The following is a 17,907-nucleotide window of genomic DNA, read 5'->3' as shown; positions in this document are numbered from 1 at the left end:
GGCCTGCCGGACATCTCCCCCTCAAGGGGGGAGGTCAGCAGTTTCGCTGCCCCGCCAAATCCCCAACGTTGAAGAATGGCGAAACCGGGAGGAACAGCCAATCTCCCCGCTTGAGGGGGAGATGTCCGGCAGGACAGAGGGGGGTGCTTGGCGCAAACCTCAATCATGCCGGCTCGTCCATCAAATGCAAATGCTCGCGGTTGAACGTCAGCACCACCGCTTCGCCTTCCGCCGGCAGCTTTGTCCCGGCCGGCACGATGGCGTGCAGCCTCAAGCCGTCGGCGTCGAGCGCCAGCCTGGTCGTGGCGCCGAGATAGTTGGTTCCGACCAGGCGCGCGGCGACGCCCTCGCCTTTGGCGGCGCGGCCGATGCGGATGGATTCGGGACGCAGGCTGCCCCAGCGGTGCTGGCCGGAATAGCGCTGGACGAAGTCCGGCGGCAGTACGTTGGAGGAGCCGACGAAATCGGCGACGAAGCGGGTCTTCGGCCGCTGGTAGATGTCTTCCGGCGTGCCGATCTGCATGATCTTGCCGTCATTGAAGACGGCGACGCGGTCGGCCATCGACAGCGCTTCGCCCTGGTCGTGGGTGACGAAGACGAAGGTGATGCCGAGCGCCTTCTGCAGCGACTTCAGCTCTTCCTGCATGTTCTCGCGCAGCTTGAGGTCGAGCGCGCCGAGCGGCTCGTCGAGCAAAAGCACCTTGGGCTGGTTGACCAGCGCACGGGCCAGCGCGACGCGCTGGCGTTGGCCGCCGGAGAGCTGGCCGGGACGGCGGGCGCCATAGCCGGGAAGCCGCACCAGTGACAATGCCTCTTCCGCCGCCTTCTGCTGCTGCGGCTTGGCGATGCCCTTGACCATCAGCCCGTAGGCGACATTGTCCAGCACGTTCAAATGCGGGAACAGCGCGTAGTCCTGGAACACCGTGTTGACGTTGCGGCGATAGGGCGGCACGCCCTCGGCTCGGTCGCCGAAGATCGAGATCGAGCCCGAGGTCGGCTGCTCGAAGCCGGCGATGAGGCGCAGGCAGGTCGTCTTGCCGGACCCCGACGGACCGAGCATGGCGAAGAACTCGCCCGGCACGATATCGAGATCGACCGCATCGACGGCGCGCACGCTGCCGAAATGGCGAGAGACTTTCTGGAAGGAAACGGCCGATGTCATGGGCTGTCCGTCTGTTGCCGGTTTGTGTTCGTCGAAATAGCTCTTGCCGCCACCAATCAGGCCAGCGGGCACGGCACTTCACCTCCCCCTCGATGGGGGAGGTCGCGGCGAAGCCGCGGGTGGGGTGACTAGCACCGGACGTCAGCGTTGCCCCCCCGACGCTGCGCGTCGACCCTCCCCACAAGGGGGAGGGTTAAGGGAGCTCACCGCCCGCCGATGACGCCGATATAGTCGGACACCCAGCGGTAGTAGGGCACGCAGTGGTCGTTCTGGGTGGCGCACTTCGAGACCGGCGTCTTCCAGAACTTGATCTTGTCGAAGTTCTCGTAGCCGTTGGTCTTGCAGCCTTCCTCGCCGAGCAGCTCGTTGCCCTTGCAGGCAGCGGGCACCACGGGGAGCGAGCCGAACCAGGCCGAGACATCGCCTTGCACCTTGGGCGACAGCGAATGCTCAAGCCACATATAGGCGCAGTTGGGATGCGCGGCGTCGGCCTCCATCATGGTGGTGTCGGCCCAGCCGGTGACGCCTTCTTCCGGCACGGTCGAGGCGACCGGCTTCTTGGCGGCAACCAGCGTGTTGACCTGGTAAGGCCACGAACCGGAAGCGACGACGCCTTCGTTCTGGAAGTCGTCGACCTGGATGGCGGCGTCATGCCAGTAGCGGCCGACCAGCGTCCGCTGAACACGCAGCAGCTCGAGCGCTGCCTTGTACTGGTCTTCGTTCAGTTCGTACGGGTCCTTGATGCCGAGTTCCGGCTTGTGGAACATCAAATAGTTGGCGGCGTCGGCGATGTGGATCGGGCCGTCATAGGCCTGGACGCGGCCCTTGTTGGACTTGCCGTCCGGCAGGTTCATTTCCTCGAAGACGACGTTCCAGCTCTTGGGCGCTTCCTTGAAGACATCGGTGTTGTACATCAGGATGTTCGGGCCCCACTGATAGGGAACGCCGTAATGCACCTTGTCGACGGTGAACCAGGGCGCATCCTTCAGACGGTCGTCTACCGCCTTCCAGCTCGGGATGAGATCGGTGTTGATCGGCTGCACGCGCTTGCCGGCAACGAGGCGCAGCGATGCGTCACCCGAAGCGGTGACTAGATCGAACCCACCCTCATTCATCAGCGAGACCATCTCGTCGGAGGTGTTCGCGGTCTTGACGTTGACCTTGCAGCCGCTCTCCTTCTCGAAGGAGGTCACCCAGTCATAGCCCTTGTCGGTTTCGCCGCGCTCGATGTACCCCGGCCAGGCAACGATGCTGACCTCCCCTTCGCCCTTGCCAAGTTCCTTGACCTGGGCGACGGCCTGACCGGAAAAGGTCAGCGCGACCGTCAAGGCGGTGCACGTCTTCAGGAATGAATTCATCGTCAATCTCCCATTTTGGCGCCTGACTGCGAAGCGAGTCGCCGCCGCGGTCAGCCGCAGGCTGAAAAGCGTCAGTTCATTCGATGGCACGTTGCCGCTCTGATGGCGGCTTTCGTCCCTGACATGAAAAGTGCTCGGAAAATTCCGGTTTCGCAAATTCATTTATCAGAAACGCGATATCGGTTTTTCCGATAGATAACCACGCAACCCTATCAACGCTGCTGGCGTACCATACGCTGCGACTGGGCAAGGCCGATGAAGTCGCGCGACGCCTGCGGCAGACCGGAGCCGCGGCGCCAGACCATGCCGACCTGGACGACCGGCAGGGAACCCGAAATGTCGCGCGATTCGATGCGGTCGCCTTCCAGCGACCACGGCCGGTAGACTAGGTCGGGCAGCAACGCCACGCCCGCACCTGTGGCGACGAGGCTGCGAACGGCTTCGACCGAGCGGGTGCGAAAGGCGACATGCGGCCTGGCGCCGATCGCCGCCAGAAGCTTGCCGGTGTTCTCCTCGATCTCGTCGACGGTCAGCATGATCAGCGGCTCGCCGGCAATGTCGCCTATGCCGATAATGTCGGCGCTGGCCAGCTTGTGGCCGAGCGGGACCCACAGCCGGTAGGCCGAGACCTCGAGGATTTCCGACTGCAGCGCGGTGCGGTCGCGCAAATTGGAGGTGACCATGACGGCAATGTCGAGCTTGCCGCCGATCAGCAGATGTTCGAGATAGTCGCCATTGTCCTCGATGGCCGAGACATCGACGCCGGGATAGGCGCGGCGGTAGCGCGCCAGCAGATCGGACAGCACATAGCCGGCGACCAGCGAGGTGACGCCGAGCTGCAGCCGCCCGCCGGCCACCACCTGGTCGTCGGAGAAAGCGCGGCGCGCATCGGAGACGTCGGCCAGGATCTTGGTCGCATGGCGCAGGAACTGGTGGCCTTTGTGAGTAATGTTGAGGCCACGTGGATGGCGCTCGAACAATTCGACGCCGAGATCGCTCTCCAGCTCCTTGATCGCCTCGGTGACCGAGGATTGCGAGATGGAGAGGTTTTGTGCGGCGCCCGACACCGTGCCTTGCTCGGCGACGGCAATGAAGAACTGCAGCTGGCGGATGGTGAAAGCCATGGCCGGACTAAACACCGGCGCGCCGGGGAAGGAAAGCCGAAGGCGGAGCTTATACCCATACGGCTTGAGGCGCCTCCTGGTCAGCCGAACCCGAGGCGCCGCCGGCAGGCAGGACCGTAGCGAAGCGCGAGCATGAACGCCGTCTCCAGCGCCAAAACGATGACGATGATGCGAAAGCCGATGGCATAGGAATCCCGGCCGCTGCCGCGCATAAGGTAGCCGGTGACGAGGAAGCCGGTGTTCCACAAAGTGGCGCCGAGCAGCGTCGCCGCCGCGAAGGGCAAGAGTGGAAGACGGAGCGCGCCGGCCGCGATCGGCAGATAGTTGCGAACCGTCGGGATGAACTGCGCCAGCAAGGAGACCCGGACATGATGGCGGCGATAGGCCTGACCAAGCTTGCTGTAGGTCGCATAGCGCAAGCAGACATATTTGCCGAAACGCTCGACCAGCCTGTCGGCACGATCCAAGCCAATCCGACGACCCAAACTATACCAGACAAGGCAGCCTGTGATGGCGGACAGCGTCGTCACCAGGAGCAGGATCGCCAGCGCCGGGAGATCGGGGGCTGCCGTCATGCCGAGGAACAGCAGCAGCACATGCGAGGGCGGCAGCGGCAGGATCTTTTCGGTGAAGGCGAGGCAGCCGACGCCGAGCAGGCCGAAGCCCAGGATCGCCGACAGTGGATCAGTCATGCGAAGCGCCAGTCATAGGTTTTGAGGTTCTTGATCCTGGACACCTTGTACACCGTCATACACCGTCGCCAGCGGAAAGTTGCGGAATGTCCGGCCAAGCCGGGTCCGCTTCCAGGTCGGAGCGCGCAAGCGTCCAGGCCATGAGGAAAGACAAGGCATCGTTTGCAGCATGGTGGCCTCATTGCTGATGCGGGCGATTCGCCCGGCCCGCATTTCGACGAGGCGCTGTTTGCGGCTGCCAAGTTGCGTGGACATTGCGAAGAGCGGATAATTGAAAAACAATTTTTCACCAGAACGACATCTTCTGCGGCCGGCGACGCGGCGCGCATGATGCACAACATCGCCTTCGTGGTATCGGGTGGCGGCATGGCCGGGATCGCGGCGCGCCAGTCGCTGGTGTTTGGCTAGGCGGCAGCAATGCTAAGGCGCGCTCCAGCCTCGGCAAGTGCCGAGGCAATGTCGCGCGGCGGCGGCTGGTCGGTGGCGAGTTCGGAAAACCCGTCGAAGCCGCAGACCTGGACCAGCCCCTGGCGGCCGAATTTGGTATGATCGGTAACGACCAGCGAGCGCTGGCCGCGCGACAGCACCATGCGGGCGAACTCCGCCTCTTCCAGATCGTAGTCGGCAAGGCCTGCGGCGGCATCGACGGCGCCTATCGAAATCACCGCGTGGCTGACCGAGAAGCGGCTGACGAAATCGATCGCCGAGGCGCCGAAGGCGGCCCCGGAATCGCTGCGCAATTCGCCCCCGGCCATATAGACCTTGTTGCCGTTGACGGTGGCCAGCGTGCGGGCGATATCGGACGAGTTGGTGACCACCGTCAGCCGCCGGTGGCCGAGCAGTTCGCGGGCCAGGAACGAGGTCGTGGTGCCGGTGTCCAGCATGACCGATTCACCGTCGCGAATGGTGGCAGCGACCATGCGGGCGATCAGCCGCTTGGCCTCGGCGTTGTCGCGCATGCGCCGCTCGAACGGCGCTTCGCCCGCCATCGACGGCAGGCCGATAGCGCCATGCATCTTCAAGACGGATCCGTTGCCGGTCAGTGGCTTGACATCCCGGCGCACCGTTTCAAGCGAAACCCCCAGCCGGTCGGCGAGGCTGGCAATGGTGACGGTGCCCTCTTCCTTGAGGAGGCGGAGGATTTCGCCATGCCGTTTCGAATGGATCATGTGGCTTCCTGATTTGCGGCCTGCCCGGTTTTAGGGCAATGCAGACGTTTTTAAAGGAATTGCTCGTGGTTTCGGGCAAAACACCCAAAAAAAGTCACAACATTTCATTGACAGATAAGCAGCACTAGCGTGACATTGATGGCGTGACAGGGCTTCGGAACTGCCACGGGAGGGTGATGGCAGAGCCGCATTTCACGGACCCGACCGTCTGGCCAGACCGTCTGGGATTGAACTGGCACAAAGTTTTTCAAATCCGCGGGGGCGGAGACCGGGTATCAAAACCTGGCCAGAGGGGCTCGTCGGTGCGGTGCGGGATAGGAGTTCCTGTGTCCCGCACCGACGAGATTTTTGCGCTTCCCCGAACCCTCGTTGCGCGGCGCTTGGCGCCTATCGAAGCTCCGCAAAAGTCAGGGATGGCCCCGTGACTGCTGAAGACCGCATCCGGGCCTTGCCTTGCTGGAATGGCAGCATCGACATTGCGCCGCTGCCGGGCGGCCTCAGCAACGCCAACTATCTGGTCAAGGACGCGGCCGGGCGGCATGTCGTGCGCTTCGGCCAGGACTATCCATTTCACCACGTCTTTCGCGACCGCGAGGTGATGACGGCCCGTGCGGCGCACGCCGCAGGCTTCGCGCCGGCGGTCCGCCATTCCGAACCCGGCATCATGGTCACGGAATTTCTCGGCGCGAAAACCTATGTTGCCGAGGACGTGCGCGCCAATATCGGCCGCGTCGCAGCCCTTATGCGCGGGTTCCATCGCGAGATGCCCAATCACATCTCCGGCGCCGGCTTCATGTTCTGGGTCTTCCATGTCATCCGCGACTATGCGCGAACGCTGAGCGAAGGCGGCAGCCGCAAGCGCGACGAGCTGCCCAGGCTGCTGGCTCTGGCCGACGAGTTGGAGCGGGCCCAGAAACTGCTGCCGATCGTCTTCGGCCACAATGATCTTTTGCCGGCAAATATTCTCGACGATGGCGACAGGTTGTGGCTCATCGATTTCGAATATGCCGGTTTCAACACCGCGATGTTCGATCTTGCCGGCGTTGCCTCCAACGCCGAGATGAGCGACGCGGAGTCCTTCACTTTCCTCACGGCGTATTTCATGCGCGAGCCGGATGAGGCGATCCGCCGCTCGCACGCGGCCATGCAATGCGCCTCGCTGCTGCGCGAGGCGATGTGGAGCATGGTTTCCGAACTTTACCTCGACGCGCCCGGCATCGACTACGTCGCCTACACCGCGGAGAACCTGACGCGGCTTGACGCGGCGCTGGACAATTACCGCACGAAATACGGGACACAGTCATGAGCTTGCCCACACATGCCGGCATCGTCGTCATCGGCGGCGGCATTATCGGCTGTTCGACGGCCTACCACCTGGCGCGCGACCACAAGGCCGATGTCGTGCTGCTGGAACAGGGCAAGCTAACCTCGGGTTCGACCTGGCACGCGGCCGGGCTGGTCGGCCAGCTGCGCTCGTCCGCCTCGATCACCCGCGTGCTCAAATATTCGGTCGAGCTCTACAAGGGGCTGGAAGCCGAAACCGGGCTCGCTACCGGCTGGAAGATGACCGGGTGCCTCAGGCTTGCGACCAATGCCGACCGCTGGACCGAATATAAACGGCTGGCGACGACGGCCAGGAGCTTCGGCATGGACATGCAGTTGCTGTCGCCGGGGGAGGTCAAAAAGATGTGGCCGCTGCTGGAGACCGGCGACCTCGTCGGCGCCTCCTGGCTGCCGACCGATGGGCAGGCCAGCCCCTCCGACATCACGCAGTCGCTGGCCAAGGGCGCGCGCATGCATGGCGCCAAGCTGTTCGAGGACGTCCGCGTTACCGGCTTTGACATGACGGACGGGCACATCACCGCGGTGAAGACCAACAAGGGCGACATTGCTTGCGACAAGGTGGTGAACTGCGCCGGGCAATGGTCACGCCAGGTCGGCGCGATGGCCGGCATTTGCGTGCCGCTGCAACCGGTCAAGCACCAGTACATCATCACCGAGAAGATCGACGGGCTGGCGACCGACGCGCCGACAATCCGCGATCCCGACCGCCGCACCTATTTCAAGGAAGAGGTCGGCGGGCTGGTGATGGGCGGCTATGAGCCGAACCCGCAGGCCTGGACGACCGGCCTGCCGGGCGGCGATGTCCCCGTTGACTGGGAGTTCCGGCTGTTCGACGACGACTACGATCATTTCGAGCAGCATATGAGCCAGGCGATCGCGCGCGTGCCGGCGCTGGAGACGGTCGGCGTCAAGCAGATGATCAACGGGCCGGAGAGTTTTACGCCGGACGGCAATTTCATCCTCGGTGTCGCGCCCGAATGCGCCAACATGTTCGTCGGCGCCGGCTTCAACGCCTTCGGCATCGCTTCCGGCGGCGGCGCCGGCTGGGTGCTGGCGCAATGGGTTGTCGATGGTGAAGCGCCGCTCGACCTTTGGGTGGTCGACATCAGGCGCTTTTCCAATTTGCACCGCGACCGGCAATGGGTCAGCGATCGCACGCTGGAAGCCTATGGCAAGCATTACACGATCGGCTTTCCGCATGAGGAGTACGTCTCGGGCCGGCCGCGCATCGTCTCGCCGCTCTACGAGCGGCTGAAAGCGCACCGCGCGGTGTTCGGCTCCAAGCTCGGCTGGGAACGGCCGAACTGGTTCGCGCCGCAGGGCGCCACATCCGAAGACATTTATTCCATGGGCCGGCAGAACTGGTTTGGCCCGGTCGGCGAGGAGCATCGCCATGTGCGCGAGAAAGTCGGCATCTTCGACCAGTCGTCCTTCGCCAAATACGAAATGACGGGTTCGGATGCGGCTAAGGCGCTGGACTGGATCTGCGCCAACGATGTCGCCAAGCCGGTGGGACGGCTGACCTACACGCAGCTTCTCAACACGCGCGGCGGCATCGAGGCCGATTTGACGGTGGCCAGGCTCGCCGAAGACAAATTCTACGTCGTGACCGGCACCGGCTTCCGCACGCATGATCTCTCCTGGATCGGCGACCATGTCGGCAAGGGTCTCGACGTGACGCTGAAAGATGTCACTGAGGATTTCGGCACGCTGTCACTGATGGGGCCGCGGGCCCGCGACGTTCTGGCTGCCGTGACCGATGCCGATGTCTCGAACGCCGCCTTCCCGTTCGGCCATATCGGCGAGATCACGACTGCCGGCCATACGGTTCGGGCGCTGCGCGTCACCTATGTCGGCGAGCTTGGTTGGGAATTGCATGTGCCGATCGCCGCCACCGGCGAGATTTTCGACACGCTGATGGCGGCAGGCAAGCCGCACGGCATCCGGCCGATCGGCTACCGGGCGCTGGAATCACTTCGGCTGGAGAAAGGCTACCGCGCCTGGGGCTCCGACATCACCCCCAACGACACGCCTCAGGAGGCCGGCCTCGGCTGGGCGGTGAAGCTGAGGAAGAACACCGATTTCGTCGGCCGGCGGGCGCTCGAAAAGATCAGCGGCGCCGACCTGAAGAAACGCTTTGCCGGCTTCACGGTCGACGATCCCGATATCGTGCTGGTCGGGCGCGAGACGATTTTGCGCAATGGCGAACCGGTCGGCTATCTCACCAGCGGCGGTTATGGCTACACGCTGGCTAAGAACATCGGCTATGGCTATGTCCGCAACGCCGATGGCGTCAGCGACGATTTTCTCAGCTCAGGGGACTATGAGCTGGTGGTCGCGATGGAACGGACGCCGGCCAACATTCATCTCGAACCGATGTACGATTCTTCGATGAGCAGGATCAAGGCGTAGACGAAACCTGGATTAGCTCACACGGAGTACAAGGCCGCGGCTGGGCACGGTGTCAGCCTCGCCCGGCATCGAAACATAAGGCGCAGTCTCCTCGGCACGAACGACCCTGACCTCAGCCTCGAGCGCAGCGATGCGATCGGCAAAGCCGGCGTTCCACAGCGTGTTCTTGATGGTCAGCACGATGACGCCACCGGGACGGCAGACGCGGATCAGTTCGTCCAGCCCCTCGGCGCCGACATGGCCGGAGGTGAAAACGCCGGCCGAGACGATGCCGGCATAGGCATTGTCGGCAAAGGGCAGTGGCCCGCCGAGCGCCAGGCAATGCAGCGCCGAATAGACGCCCTTTGCCGCCGCTTTAGACAGCATGCCTTGCGAAATATCGAGCGCTTCGACCTGGGGATAGCCGGTGATGGCTAGCCACTCGCCGATCAGCCCGGTGCCGGCGCCGGCGTCGAGAAGCGGTGCGGCGCCGCGCGGCAGATGCCGTGCGAGCAGGGCCAGGCAGATCGTCGGATGGCGGTAGCCGGCGGCCGACATGTCGGCATCGTAGGTTTCCGACCAACTGTCATAGATCGCGGCGACGTCCTCGGGCCGTTGCGCCGCATAGGCGGCGCCAAGCCCGCCATGATCCTTGTTGCCCGCCATGGCTGTTTCTCCGCCAGCTCGCTGCTCACCCTCGATCGGATGATAGCCAAACGGCGAAAACTGTGGAACCGTTGTCGCAAGAAATAACACGCCAGGGGCAACAGGCATGGGGACCGACGAGGCACGCGCAACACTTGCGGCAATTCCGGCATTAGCGGGCTACGACGGACCGCTGGAGCGGCTGGGCGGGATGACCAATCTCGTCTTTCGGGCCGGCGATATCTGCCTGCGTATCCCCGGCAAAGGCACCGAGGAGTATATCAACCGCGCTAATGAGGCGGTGGCGGCGCGTGAGGCGGCCAAAGCGGGCGTCAGTCCCGAGGTGCTGCATGTCGACCCCGCGACAGGCGTGCTGGCGAGCCGCTTCGTTGCCGGCGCCGTGACGATGTCGCCGGAAAAGTTCAAGCTGCGCGCCGGCAGCCCGGCCCGCGCCGGCGAAGCCTTCCGCAGGCTGCACGCGTCCGGTGCGGTGTTTCCGTTCCGCTTCGAGCTGTTTGCGATGATCGACGACTATCTCAAGGTCTTATCGACCAAGGACGTCGCCTTGCCGCCGGGCTACCACGACGTGGTGCGCGAATCCGACACCGTGCGTGCCGCCCTTGCCGCGCATAGACTGCCGCTTGCGGCCTGCCATTGCGATCCGCTGTGCGAGAATTTTCTCGATACGGGCGAGCGGATGTGGATCGTCGACTGGGAATATTCGGGGATGAACGATCCGCTCTGGGACCTCGGCGACCTCTCGGTCGAAGGCCGGTTCGACACCGCGCAAGAGGAAGAGATGATGCGCGCCTATTTCGGCGGCGAGGCGAAACCGGCCGAGCGCGGCCGCGTCGTTATCTACAAGGCGATGTGCGACCTGTTGTGGACGTTGTGGGGGCTGATCCAGCTTGCCAACAACAACCCGGTCGAGGACTTCCGCGCCTATGCCGACGGCCGCTTCGCCCGTTGCAAGGCGCTGATGGAAACGCCTGAGTTTTCACGGCATCTGGCGGCGGTGCGCCAAGGTGAGGTCAATTCACGCCTTTCGGCACGTTCTCCGGCGGCACGACTGTTTCGACCACCTTCTGGCGGTGGAAGATGAACAGGCCGGCGAGCACGACGATGGCCGAGCCGATCAGGATGCGCGGTCCCGGCACGTCGCCGAAGAATGCCAGGCCGAAGATCACCGCCCATAGAAGCAGGCTGTAGTGCAGCGGCGCCAGCGTCGAGGCAGGGGCCAGTTTCAGCGCCCTGGTAATCATCAGATGCGCGCTGCAGGAGACGATGCCGAGCAGGAGCATGGCGCCGAAATCGAGTGCCGAGGGCGTCTGCCAGGCGCCTATGGTCATCACGCCGCCGACCAGCAGCGTGCCGATAGTCTGCCAGGTGACCAGCGTTGTGTCGCTGGTGCCGCGCAGGCGGCGGCTGAGGATGATGGCAAAGGCGAAGGCGATGCTGCCGACCAGCGCGAACAGCGAGGACTGCGAAAACGCCGCCGAAGAGGGTTTCAAGATGATCAGCACGCCGCAGAAGCCGACCAGGATGGCGGCCCAGCGGCGCCAGCCGACCTTTTCGCCGAGCAGGAAATGCGACAGCGCCGCCACATAGATCGGCCCGGCCATGTAGAAGCTCATCACATCGGCCAGCGGCAGATAGACGACGGCCGCGTAAAACAAGGCTGTGTCCACCGTGGTCGCCAGCACGCGAAGAATCTGGAGGACCGGCCGCTCCATCTGGAACAGTCTGCCGGCGCCCTGGTTGGCGATCATCGGGCCGAGCACGATGAAGGCCCCGATCGATCGGATCAGCACCACCTGGCCGACCGAGAAGCTGGCGACCAGCCATTTGCCCATCGCGTCGTTCAGCGCGAACATGAAGTCGCCGGCCAGCATCAAAAGGATGCCGGCCAGAAGCGCGTTCCTGATGGTAAAGGTGCGGACGAGCGACTGGGCCATGCGGCTCCCTAGCTGCAAGCGGCCGCTTTGACGAGGCAAATCGGTAAGACCAGCGGCGGAAATCGGCTGTTTCTACGCAGTTTTGTGCCGCCGGTTCACCTGTCCGGGACGGCCGGCGATCGACAGCCGTGTCTCCTGTTTCGTGCGCTCGGCCACCACCTTGCCCCTGGCGACGACGCACAGCCGTTCGGCACGCAGCCTCAAGGCCTCGATCGGGTTGCCTGCATCGAGGATGACGAAGCTGGCGCGCTTGCCCACGGCAAGGCCGAGATGATCGAGGCCCATGATGGCGGCGTTGACATTGGTGACCATGTCGAAGCAGCGTGCCATGTCGGCAGGGCTCGACATCTGAGCGACGTGAAGCCCCATGAAGGCGACGTCGAGCATGTCGGCGGTGCCCAGCGAATACCAGGGGTCGAGAACGCAATCCTGGCCCCAACCGACGCGGATGCCGAGCGCCAGCATCTCCTTCACCCGGGTCATTCCGCGGCGTTTGGGAAACGTGTCGTGGCGGCCCTGCAGCATGATGTTGATCAGCGGATTGGGGATCGCCGACACACCGGCCTCGGCAATCAGCGGCAGCAGCTTGGAGACGTAGTAATTGTCCATCGAGTGCATTGAAGTCAGATGCGAGCCGGCTACCTTGCCCTGCAGGCCAAGGCGCTGCGTCTCATAGGCAAGCTGCTCGATGTGGCGCGACAGCGGATCGTCGGTCTCGTCGCAATGCAGGTCGACCATCAGCCCGCGCTTCGCCGCGATTTCGCACAATTCGGTCACCGAGCGCGTGCCGTCGGCCATGGTGCGTTCGAAATGCGGGATGCCGCCGACGATGTCGACGCCCATGTCGAGCGCGCGCAGCGTGTTCTGGCGCGCCGTCGGCGAACGGTAGAAGCCATCCTGCGGGAAAGCGACCAGTTGCAGATCGATATAGGGCGCGACAATCTTCTTGACGTCGAGCAGCGCCTCGACCGCCAGCAGCCGGTCGTCGCAGACATCGACATGGGTACGGATGGCGAGCAGGCCCATCGAGACCGCCCAGTCGCAATAGGCGAGCGCCCGCTCGCGCACCGCGTCATGCGTCAGGAGCGGCTTCAGCTCGCCCCATAGCGAAATGCCCTCCAGCAGCGTACCCGAAGCGTTGATGCGTGGAATGCCGTAGGACAGCGTTGCATCCATATGGAAATGCGGATCGACGAAGGGCGGCGAGATCAGATTGCCACGGGCGTCGATCGACGTGCCGGCGCTGACATGCAGTTCGGGCTCGATGGCGACGATCGTCTCGCCGATGATGCCGAGGTCGGCGACGGTGCCGTCGGGCAGCGTTCCGCCGCGCACAACAAGGTCGAAATCCATCTGTCGTCATCTCCCCGCAGATCAATCGCCGCAATCGTGGCGCAAAAGACACCGTGCCGCAGCCGATTGTCTCCGCGACAGCGAAAGGTTCCATCCGGCCACAACTCGCTCTATAAGCCGCCTTTCGCCCTGGTGGCGAATCCGAAATTCGTCAGTCAGGCATGGGATCGGCCATTTGTTTCGCTTCTTCCGTTCGACGGAAAACCAGCGCCTTATCGCAAGGCTTTTGCGGGAATCCTTTCACGCGCATAGATTTGGCTACGCTGCGGCCATTCTGTCGATGCTGGTGGTGGCGGCAACGACAGCAGCCAGCGCCTATATGCTGCGCGAAATCACCAATGAATTCGTGGTTTACAAGCGGATTGGGCAGGTCAATCTGATCGCGGCGGCGACCGGAGCGATTTTCATTCTCAAGGGCTTCGCAAACTTCATCCAGGCCTACTTCATGAGCAGGGTCGGCAATGCCATCATCGCCGACCGGCAGCGCAAGATCTATGACAGCATTCTTGCGCAAGGCATCGAATTCTATCATTCGACCTCTTCGTCCGAACTGATTTCGCGCATGACGAACAATGCCCAGGCCGCGCGCAGCGTGCTCGACCAAATCGTCACGTCCTATGTTCGCGACCTGGTGACGCTGGCTGCGCTGGTGGGTGTGATGGTCTGGCAGCAGCCGGCGCTGTCCCTGATCTGTCTGGTGATCGGGCCGATCGCCATTTACGGCGTCAATCGTATCCTGAAGCGCGTCCGAAAAATTGCCTCGCAAGAATTCCGTTCGCTCGGCCAGATCGTGCAGGTGATGCAGGAAACTGCGATCGGCGTGCGCGTCGTCAAATCCTTCGGTCTCGAAGGCGCCATGCGCAAGCGCATGTACAAGGCCGTGTCGGACGTGGAGAGCCGCGCCAACAACATCGCCACGCTGGAGGCCGCCACCAGCCCGGTTATGGAAACGCTTGCGGGGCTGGCCATCGCTGGCGCCGTTTTTGTCAGCGGCTTCCTGGTTCTGGGCGGCGGCGGTCAGATGCCGGGCAACATCATGGCCTTCATCGCGGCGCTGCTGTTGGCCTATGAGCCGGCCAAGCGCCTGGCCCGCGTACGCATCTCGCTTGAAACCGGCATTGTCGGCGTGCGCATGATGTTCCAGCTCGCCGACCGGCCGCTGACGCTGGCCGAAAAGCCGGATGCAAAGCCGCTGCGGGCCGGGCCGGGCGAGATCCATTTCGACAATGTCAGCTTCGCCTACCCCGAAAGCGCGCCGGTGTTCGAGGGACTGGACCTGACGCTTGCCGCAGGCAAAATGACGGCGCTCGTCGGACCCTCGGGCAGTGGCAAGTCGACCATCCTCAACCTGATCATGCGCATGTACGACCCGCAGAGCGGCAGGGTGATGTTCGACGGGCAGGACATTTCTTGTGCCACGCTCACCTCGGTCAGGGAAAAGATCGCCTATGTCAGCCAGGACACGTTCCTGTTTGCCGGCACGATCATGCACAACATCAGGCTCGGGCGCGAGGGCGCCACGGACGAGGAAGTAATGGCCGCCGCAAGGGCCGCCAATGCACATGACTTCATCAGCGCCCAGGCGAAAGGCTACGACACGGATGTCGGCGAGAATGGCGCGCTGCTGTCAGGCGGCCAGCGCCAGCGCATCTCGATCGCACGCGCCATGCTGCGCAATGCCGAAATCCTGCTTCTGGACGAGGCGACCAGCGCACTCGACGCCGAATCCGAGGCGCTGTTCCGCGACGCGCTGCAGCAGCTGACGGTCGGGCGCACCACCATCGTCATTGCCCACCGCCTGTCGACCGTGCACCAGGCCGACACGATCGTGGTGCTGGAGGCCGGCAAGGTGGTGGAAAGCGGCGCGCATCGCACGCTGCTCAACCAGGGCGGGCTGTATCAGAAGCTTTACGAATATCAGCTGATGCCGTGAGCTTTACCCTCCCCCTTGTGGGGAGGGTCGCTGCGCAGCAGCGGGGTGGGGGTCGGCGCCGCACCCCCTCACTGCGGCACGTGCCTCACCGCGCCCTTGTCTGCGCTGGTGGCGAAGGCTGCGTAAGCGCGCAGCGCGGTCGTCACCTTGCGCTTGCGCTTTTCCTCGGGCTTCCAGGCCATGGCGCCCTTTGCCTCCATGGCCGCGCGGCGCGCATCTAGCTCGGCGTCACTGACCGCCAGACGTATGGTGCGGTTGGGGATGTCGATCTCGATCGTGTCGCCCTCTTGCACCAGCCCGATCAATCCGCCTTCGGCCGCCTCCGGTGAGGCATGGCCGATCGACAGGCCTGATGTGCCGCCCGAGAAGCGGCCGTCGGTGACCAGCGCGCAGGCTTTGCCGAGGCCTTTCGACTTCAGATAGCTGGTGGGGTAGAGCATTTCCTGCATGCCGGGGCCGCCACGCGGCCCTTCATAGCGGATGACGACGACATCGCCGGCCTTGATCTCGTTGGACAGGATCGCTTTGACGGAAGCGTCCTGGCTTTCGAACACGCGGGCCGGGCCGGTGAACTTCAGGATCGACTCGTCGACCCCGGCGGTCTTCACGATGCAGCCGTCGAGCGCGAGATTGCCTTTCAGAACCGCAAGCCCGCCGTCTCTGGAGAACGGCGTTTCGGCCGAACGGATGACGCCCTTCTCGCGGTCGAGGTCGAGCTCGTCCCAGCGGCGGTCCTGGCTGAAGGCGACCTGTGTCGGCACGCCACCCGGAGCGGCGAGAAAGAAGTCGCGGACGCTCTGGCTCGAGGTGCGGGAGATGTCCCAATGGTCAAGCGCTTCGCCGAGGCTTGCCGTATGCACCGTGGGCAGGTTGCGGTTGAGCAGCCCGGCATTGTCGAGCTGGCCGAGGATCGCCATGATGCCGCCGGCGCGGTGGACGTCTTCCATATGCACGTCGGACTTGGCCGGTGCGACCTTGCATAGCACCGGAACCCGCCGTGACAGCCGGTCGATGTCTTCCATGGTGAAGTCGACTTCTCCCTCGTGCGCGGCGGCAAGGATATGCAGCACGGTGTTGGTCGAGCCGCCCATGGCGATGTCGAGCGTCATGGCGTTCTCGAAGGCGCCCTTCGACGCGATGCTGCGCGGCAGCGCCGTCTCATCATTCTGCTCATAATAGCGCTGGGCGAGATCGACGATAAGGTGACCCGCCTCGACGAACAGCCGCTTGCGGTCGGCGTGGGTTGCCAGCGTCGAGCCGTTGCCCGGCAGCGAGAGCCCCAGTGCTTCGGTCAGGCAGTTCATCGAATTGGCGGTGAACATGCCCGAGCACGAGCCGCAGGTCGGGCAGGCCGAGCGCTCGATGACCTTGACGTCCTCGTCGGAGATCTTGTCATCGGCGGCGGCAACCATGGCGTCGACCAGGTCGAGCGCTTGTGTCTTGCCGGCGAGCACCACCTTGCCGGCTTCCATCGGCCCCCCGGAGACGAAGACGCTTGGGATATTGAGGCGCAAGGAGGCCATCAGCATGCCGGGCGTGATCTTGTCGCAATTGGAGATGCAGACCATGGCATCGGCGCAATGCGCGTTGACCATGTATTCGACCGAGTCCGCGATCAGCTCGCGCGACGGCAGCGAATAGAGCATGCCGTCATGGCCCATGGCGATGCCGTCATCGACGGCGATGGTGTTGAATTCCTTGGCGACACCGCCGGCCTTCTCGATCTCGCGCGCAACCAGCTGGCCAAGGTCCTTCAGATGCACATGGCCGGGCACGAACTGGGTGAAGGAGTTGACCACCGCAATGATCGGCTTGCCGAAATCCGAGTCCTTCATGCCTGTGGCGCGCCACAGGCCGCGGGCGCCGGCCATGTTGCGGCCGTGGGTGGTGGTGCGGGAGCGATAGGCAGGCATGAATTTTCCTTGGCTGGCTGGCTGCGCTCAACGCGGAGCGTGGCGGCGCTGGATTTGGATCGCAGGGTTTATAGACCGGCAAGTATGGTCTGGCCACATTTTTGCAATGCGCCAGAGTCTCGCTGAAATCAGGGTTTCGAAAAAGATTGCCGGCCAGTGTCGGATCGCTAGCCCGGCATCCGTCCTTGGGACGACGGCAAGGGAATGGCACCATTTCAATAAGTCAGCAGCTTCACCTGTAACCGCAACCAAACACCCGAGGAGCATGACATGCAAAAGATCACCACCTGCCTGTGGTTCGATGGCCAGGCCGAAGAGGCGATGAATTTCTACGTTTCCATCTTCAAGAACTCGAAGGTGCTGAGCGTGCTGCGTTGGCCCGAAGGCCATGCCGATGCCGGCAAGGCGCTGGTGACCACGTTCGAACTCGACGGCGTGCAGTTCCAGGCACTCAACGGCGGACCGCAATTCAAGTTCAATGAGGCGATGTCACAGTCGATCGACTGCAAGACCCAGGAAGAGGTCGATTATTTCTGGGACAAGCTCATCGAAGGCGGCGGCGAACCGTCGCAATGCAGCTGGCTGAAGGACAAGTTCGGCGTCTCCTGGCAAGTCGTGCCGGAGCAACTGCCGCGCCTGCTTCTGGATCCGGACCGGGCCAAGGCCGGGCGGGTGATGTCGGCGATGATGCAGATGAGCAAGATCGATATTGCCAAGATCGAGGAAGCTGCGAAGGGGTGAGAAGCGGCCGCGTAGCGGACGAAAAGCCAATTGCTTTGCTTTTCGAGCTTCGAACGCCCTGAGCCATGCGAACGGCCGGCGCGCGTTGGAGCCAATTGACCCTTCAACGTCGGCGCTGCCCCTCATC

General features: G+C 63.6%; 15 protein-coding genes. 6 read left to right on the top strand and 9 right to left on the bottom strand.

From position 1 onward, the window contains the following. Nucleotides 1-163: 163 nt before the first annotated feature. The 4 genes from NKJ77_RS06175 to NKJ77_RS06160 all read right to left on the bottom strand — a co-directional run bounded on the left by NKJ77_RS06175 (nucleotide 164) and on the right by NKJ77_RS06160 (nucleotide 4,336). Nucleotides 164-1,162 carry an ABC transporter ATP-binding protein gene (locus NKJ77_RS06175; RefSeq protein ID WP_352534583.1) on the bottom strand — a complete coding sequence of 333 codons (999 nt, stop codon included), beginning with the start codon at nucleotides 1,160-1,162 and terminating at the stop codon, nucleotides 164-166. Nucleotides 1,163-1,365: 203 nt separating this feature from the next. Beyond that, complete coding sequence (locus NKJ77_RS06170; RefSeq protein ID WP_023688802.1) at nucleotides 1,366-2,520, bottom strand: ABC transporter substrate-binding protein; 1,155 nt, start codon at nucleotides 2,518-2,520, stop codon at nucleotides 1,366-1,368. A gap of 212 nt (nucleotides 2,521-2,732) precedes the next feature. Continuing rightward, the gene (locus NKJ77_RS06165; RefSeq protein ID WP_023673412.1) at nucleotides 2,733-3,644 is read right to left on the bottom strand and encodes a LysR family transcriptional regulator; all 912 of its coding nucleotides are present in this window, start codon (nucleotides 3,642-3,644) and stop codon (nucleotides 2,733-2,735) included. An 80-nt stretch (nucleotides 3,645-3,724) separates the two neighbouring features. Continuing rightward, nucleotides 3,725-4,336, bottom strand: coding sequence for a DedA family protein (locus NKJ77_RS06160; protein ID WP_352521699.1), 612 nt, complete (start codon nucleotides 4,334-4,336; stop codon nucleotides 3,725-3,727). A 162-nt stretch (nucleotides 4,337-4,498) separates the two neighbouring features. Between NKJ77_RS06160 and NKJ77_RS06155 the strand changes: the two genes are divergently transcribed. Continuing rightward, complete coding sequence (locus tag NKJ77_RS06155) at nucleotides 4,499-4,744, top strand: hypothetical protein (RefSeq protein ID WP_352534581.1); 246 nt, start codon at nucleotides 4,499-4,501, stop codon at nucleotides 4,742-4,744. Here the strand turns inward: NKJ77_RS06155 and NKJ77_RS06150 are convergent. Further along, a complete protein-coding gene (locus NKJ77_RS06150; RefSeq protein ID WP_023692636.1) occupies nucleotides 4,741-5,505 on the bottom strand; it encodes a DeoR/GlpR family DNA-binding transcription regulator in 765 nt (254 codons plus the stop codon). The two genes, NKJ77_RS06155 and NKJ77_RS06150, sit on opposite strands and share 4 nt — an antisense overlap. 421 nt (nucleotides 5,506-5,926) lie before the next feature. Here NKJ77_RS06150 and NKJ77_RS06145 point away from each other — a divergent pair, with 421 nt between their 5' ends. Continuing rightward, on the top strand, nucleotides 5,927-6,811 hold the full coding sequence (locus tag NKJ77_RS06145) for a phosphotransferase family protein (protein WP_023703531.1): 885 nt from the start codon (nucleotides 5,927-5,929) through the stop codon (nucleotides 6,809-6,811). Further along, nucleotides 6,808-9,261 carry a GcvT family protein gene (locus NKJ77_RS06140; RefSeq protein ID WP_352534579.1) on the top strand — a complete coding sequence of 818 codons (2,454 nt, stop codon included), beginning with the start codon at nucleotides 6,808-6,810 and terminating at the stop codon, nucleotides 9,259-9,261. Before NKJ77_RS06145 ends, NKJ77_RS06140 begins: the two co-directional genes overlap by 4 nt. A gap of 12 nt (nucleotides 9,262-9,273) precedes the next feature. Here NKJ77_RS06140 and NKJ77_RS06135 read toward each other — a convergent pair whose 3' ends face one another. After that, complete coding sequence (locus NKJ77_RS06135; protein ID WP_023692639.1) at nucleotides 9,274-9,906, bottom strand: class I SAM-dependent DNA methyltransferase; 633 nt, start codon at nucleotides 9,904-9,906, stop codon at nucleotides 9,274-9,276. A gap of 106 nt (nucleotides 9,907-10,012) precedes the next feature. Between NKJ77_RS06135 and NKJ77_RS06130 the strand changes: the two genes are divergently transcribed. Then, nucleotides 10,013-10,987: a phosphotransferase family protein gene (locus tag NKJ77_RS06130; RefSeq protein WP_023702650.1), complete on the top strand. Its 975-nt coding sequence runs from the start codon at nucleotides 10,013-10,015 to the stop codon at nucleotides 10,985-10,987. Here the strand turns inward: NKJ77_RS06130 and NKJ77_RS06125 are convergent. Beyond that, nucleotides 10,917-11,840 carry a DMT family transporter gene (locus tag NKJ77_RS06125; RefSeq protein ID WP_023688809.1) on the bottom strand — a complete coding sequence of 308 codons (924 nt, stop codon included), beginning with the start codon at nucleotides 11,838-11,840 and terminating at the stop codon, nucleotides 10,917-10,919. The genes NKJ77_RS06130 and NKJ77_RS06125 overlap by 71 nt on opposite strands. A 72-nt stretch (nucleotides 11,841-11,912) precedes the next feature. Then, nucleotides 11,913-13,193 carry an amidohydrolase family protein gene (locus tag NKJ77_RS06120; protein WP_023702648.1) on the bottom strand — a complete coding sequence of 427 codons (1,281 nt, stop codon included), beginning with the start codon at nucleotides 13,191-13,193 and terminating at the stop codon, nucleotides 11,913-11,915. A gap of 175 nt (nucleotides 13,194-13,368) precedes the next feature. Between NKJ77_RS06120 and NKJ77_RS06115 the strand changes: the two genes are divergently transcribed. Further along, nucleotides 13,369-15,126 (top strand): ABC transporter ATP-binding protein, encoded by a 1,758-nt coding sequence (locus NKJ77_RS06115; protein ID WP_023685110.1) that lies wholly within the window; start codon nucleotides 13,369-13,371, stop codon nucleotides 15,124-15,126. A gap of 68 nt (nucleotides 15,127-15,194) precedes the next feature. Here NKJ77_RS06115 and ilvD read toward each other — a convergent pair whose 3' ends face one another. After that, nucleotides 15,195-17,039 carry a dihydroxy-acid dehydratase gene (gene ilvD / locus NKJ77_RS06110; RefSeq protein ID WP_023806963.1) on the bottom strand — a complete coding sequence of 615 codons (1,845 nt, stop codon included), beginning with the start codon at nucleotides 17,037-17,039 and terminating at the stop codon, nucleotides 15,195-15,197. A gap of 270 nt (nucleotides 17,040-17,309) precedes the next feature. Here ilvD and NKJ77_RS06105 point away from each other — a divergent pair, with 270 nt between their 5' ends. Then, nucleotides 17,310-17,780 (top strand): VOC family protein, encoded by a 471-nt coding sequence (locus tag NKJ77_RS06105; protein ID WP_023823794.1) that lies wholly within the window; start codon nucleotides 17,310-17,312, stop codon nucleotides 17,778-17,780. The last annotated feature ends 127 nt before the right edge of the window (nucleotides 17,781-17,907 follow it).

It is taken from the genome of Mesorhizobium sp. M0052 (genome assembly GCF_040323255.1).
In the GTDB taxonomy this organism is placed as follows: domain Bacteria; phylum Pseudomonadota; class Alphaproteobacteria; order Rhizobiales; family Rhizobiaceae; genus Mesorhizobium.
The sequence above is the reverse complement of the archived record's forward strand: the minus strand, read 5'-3'. Positions and strand labels throughout refer to the sequence as shown.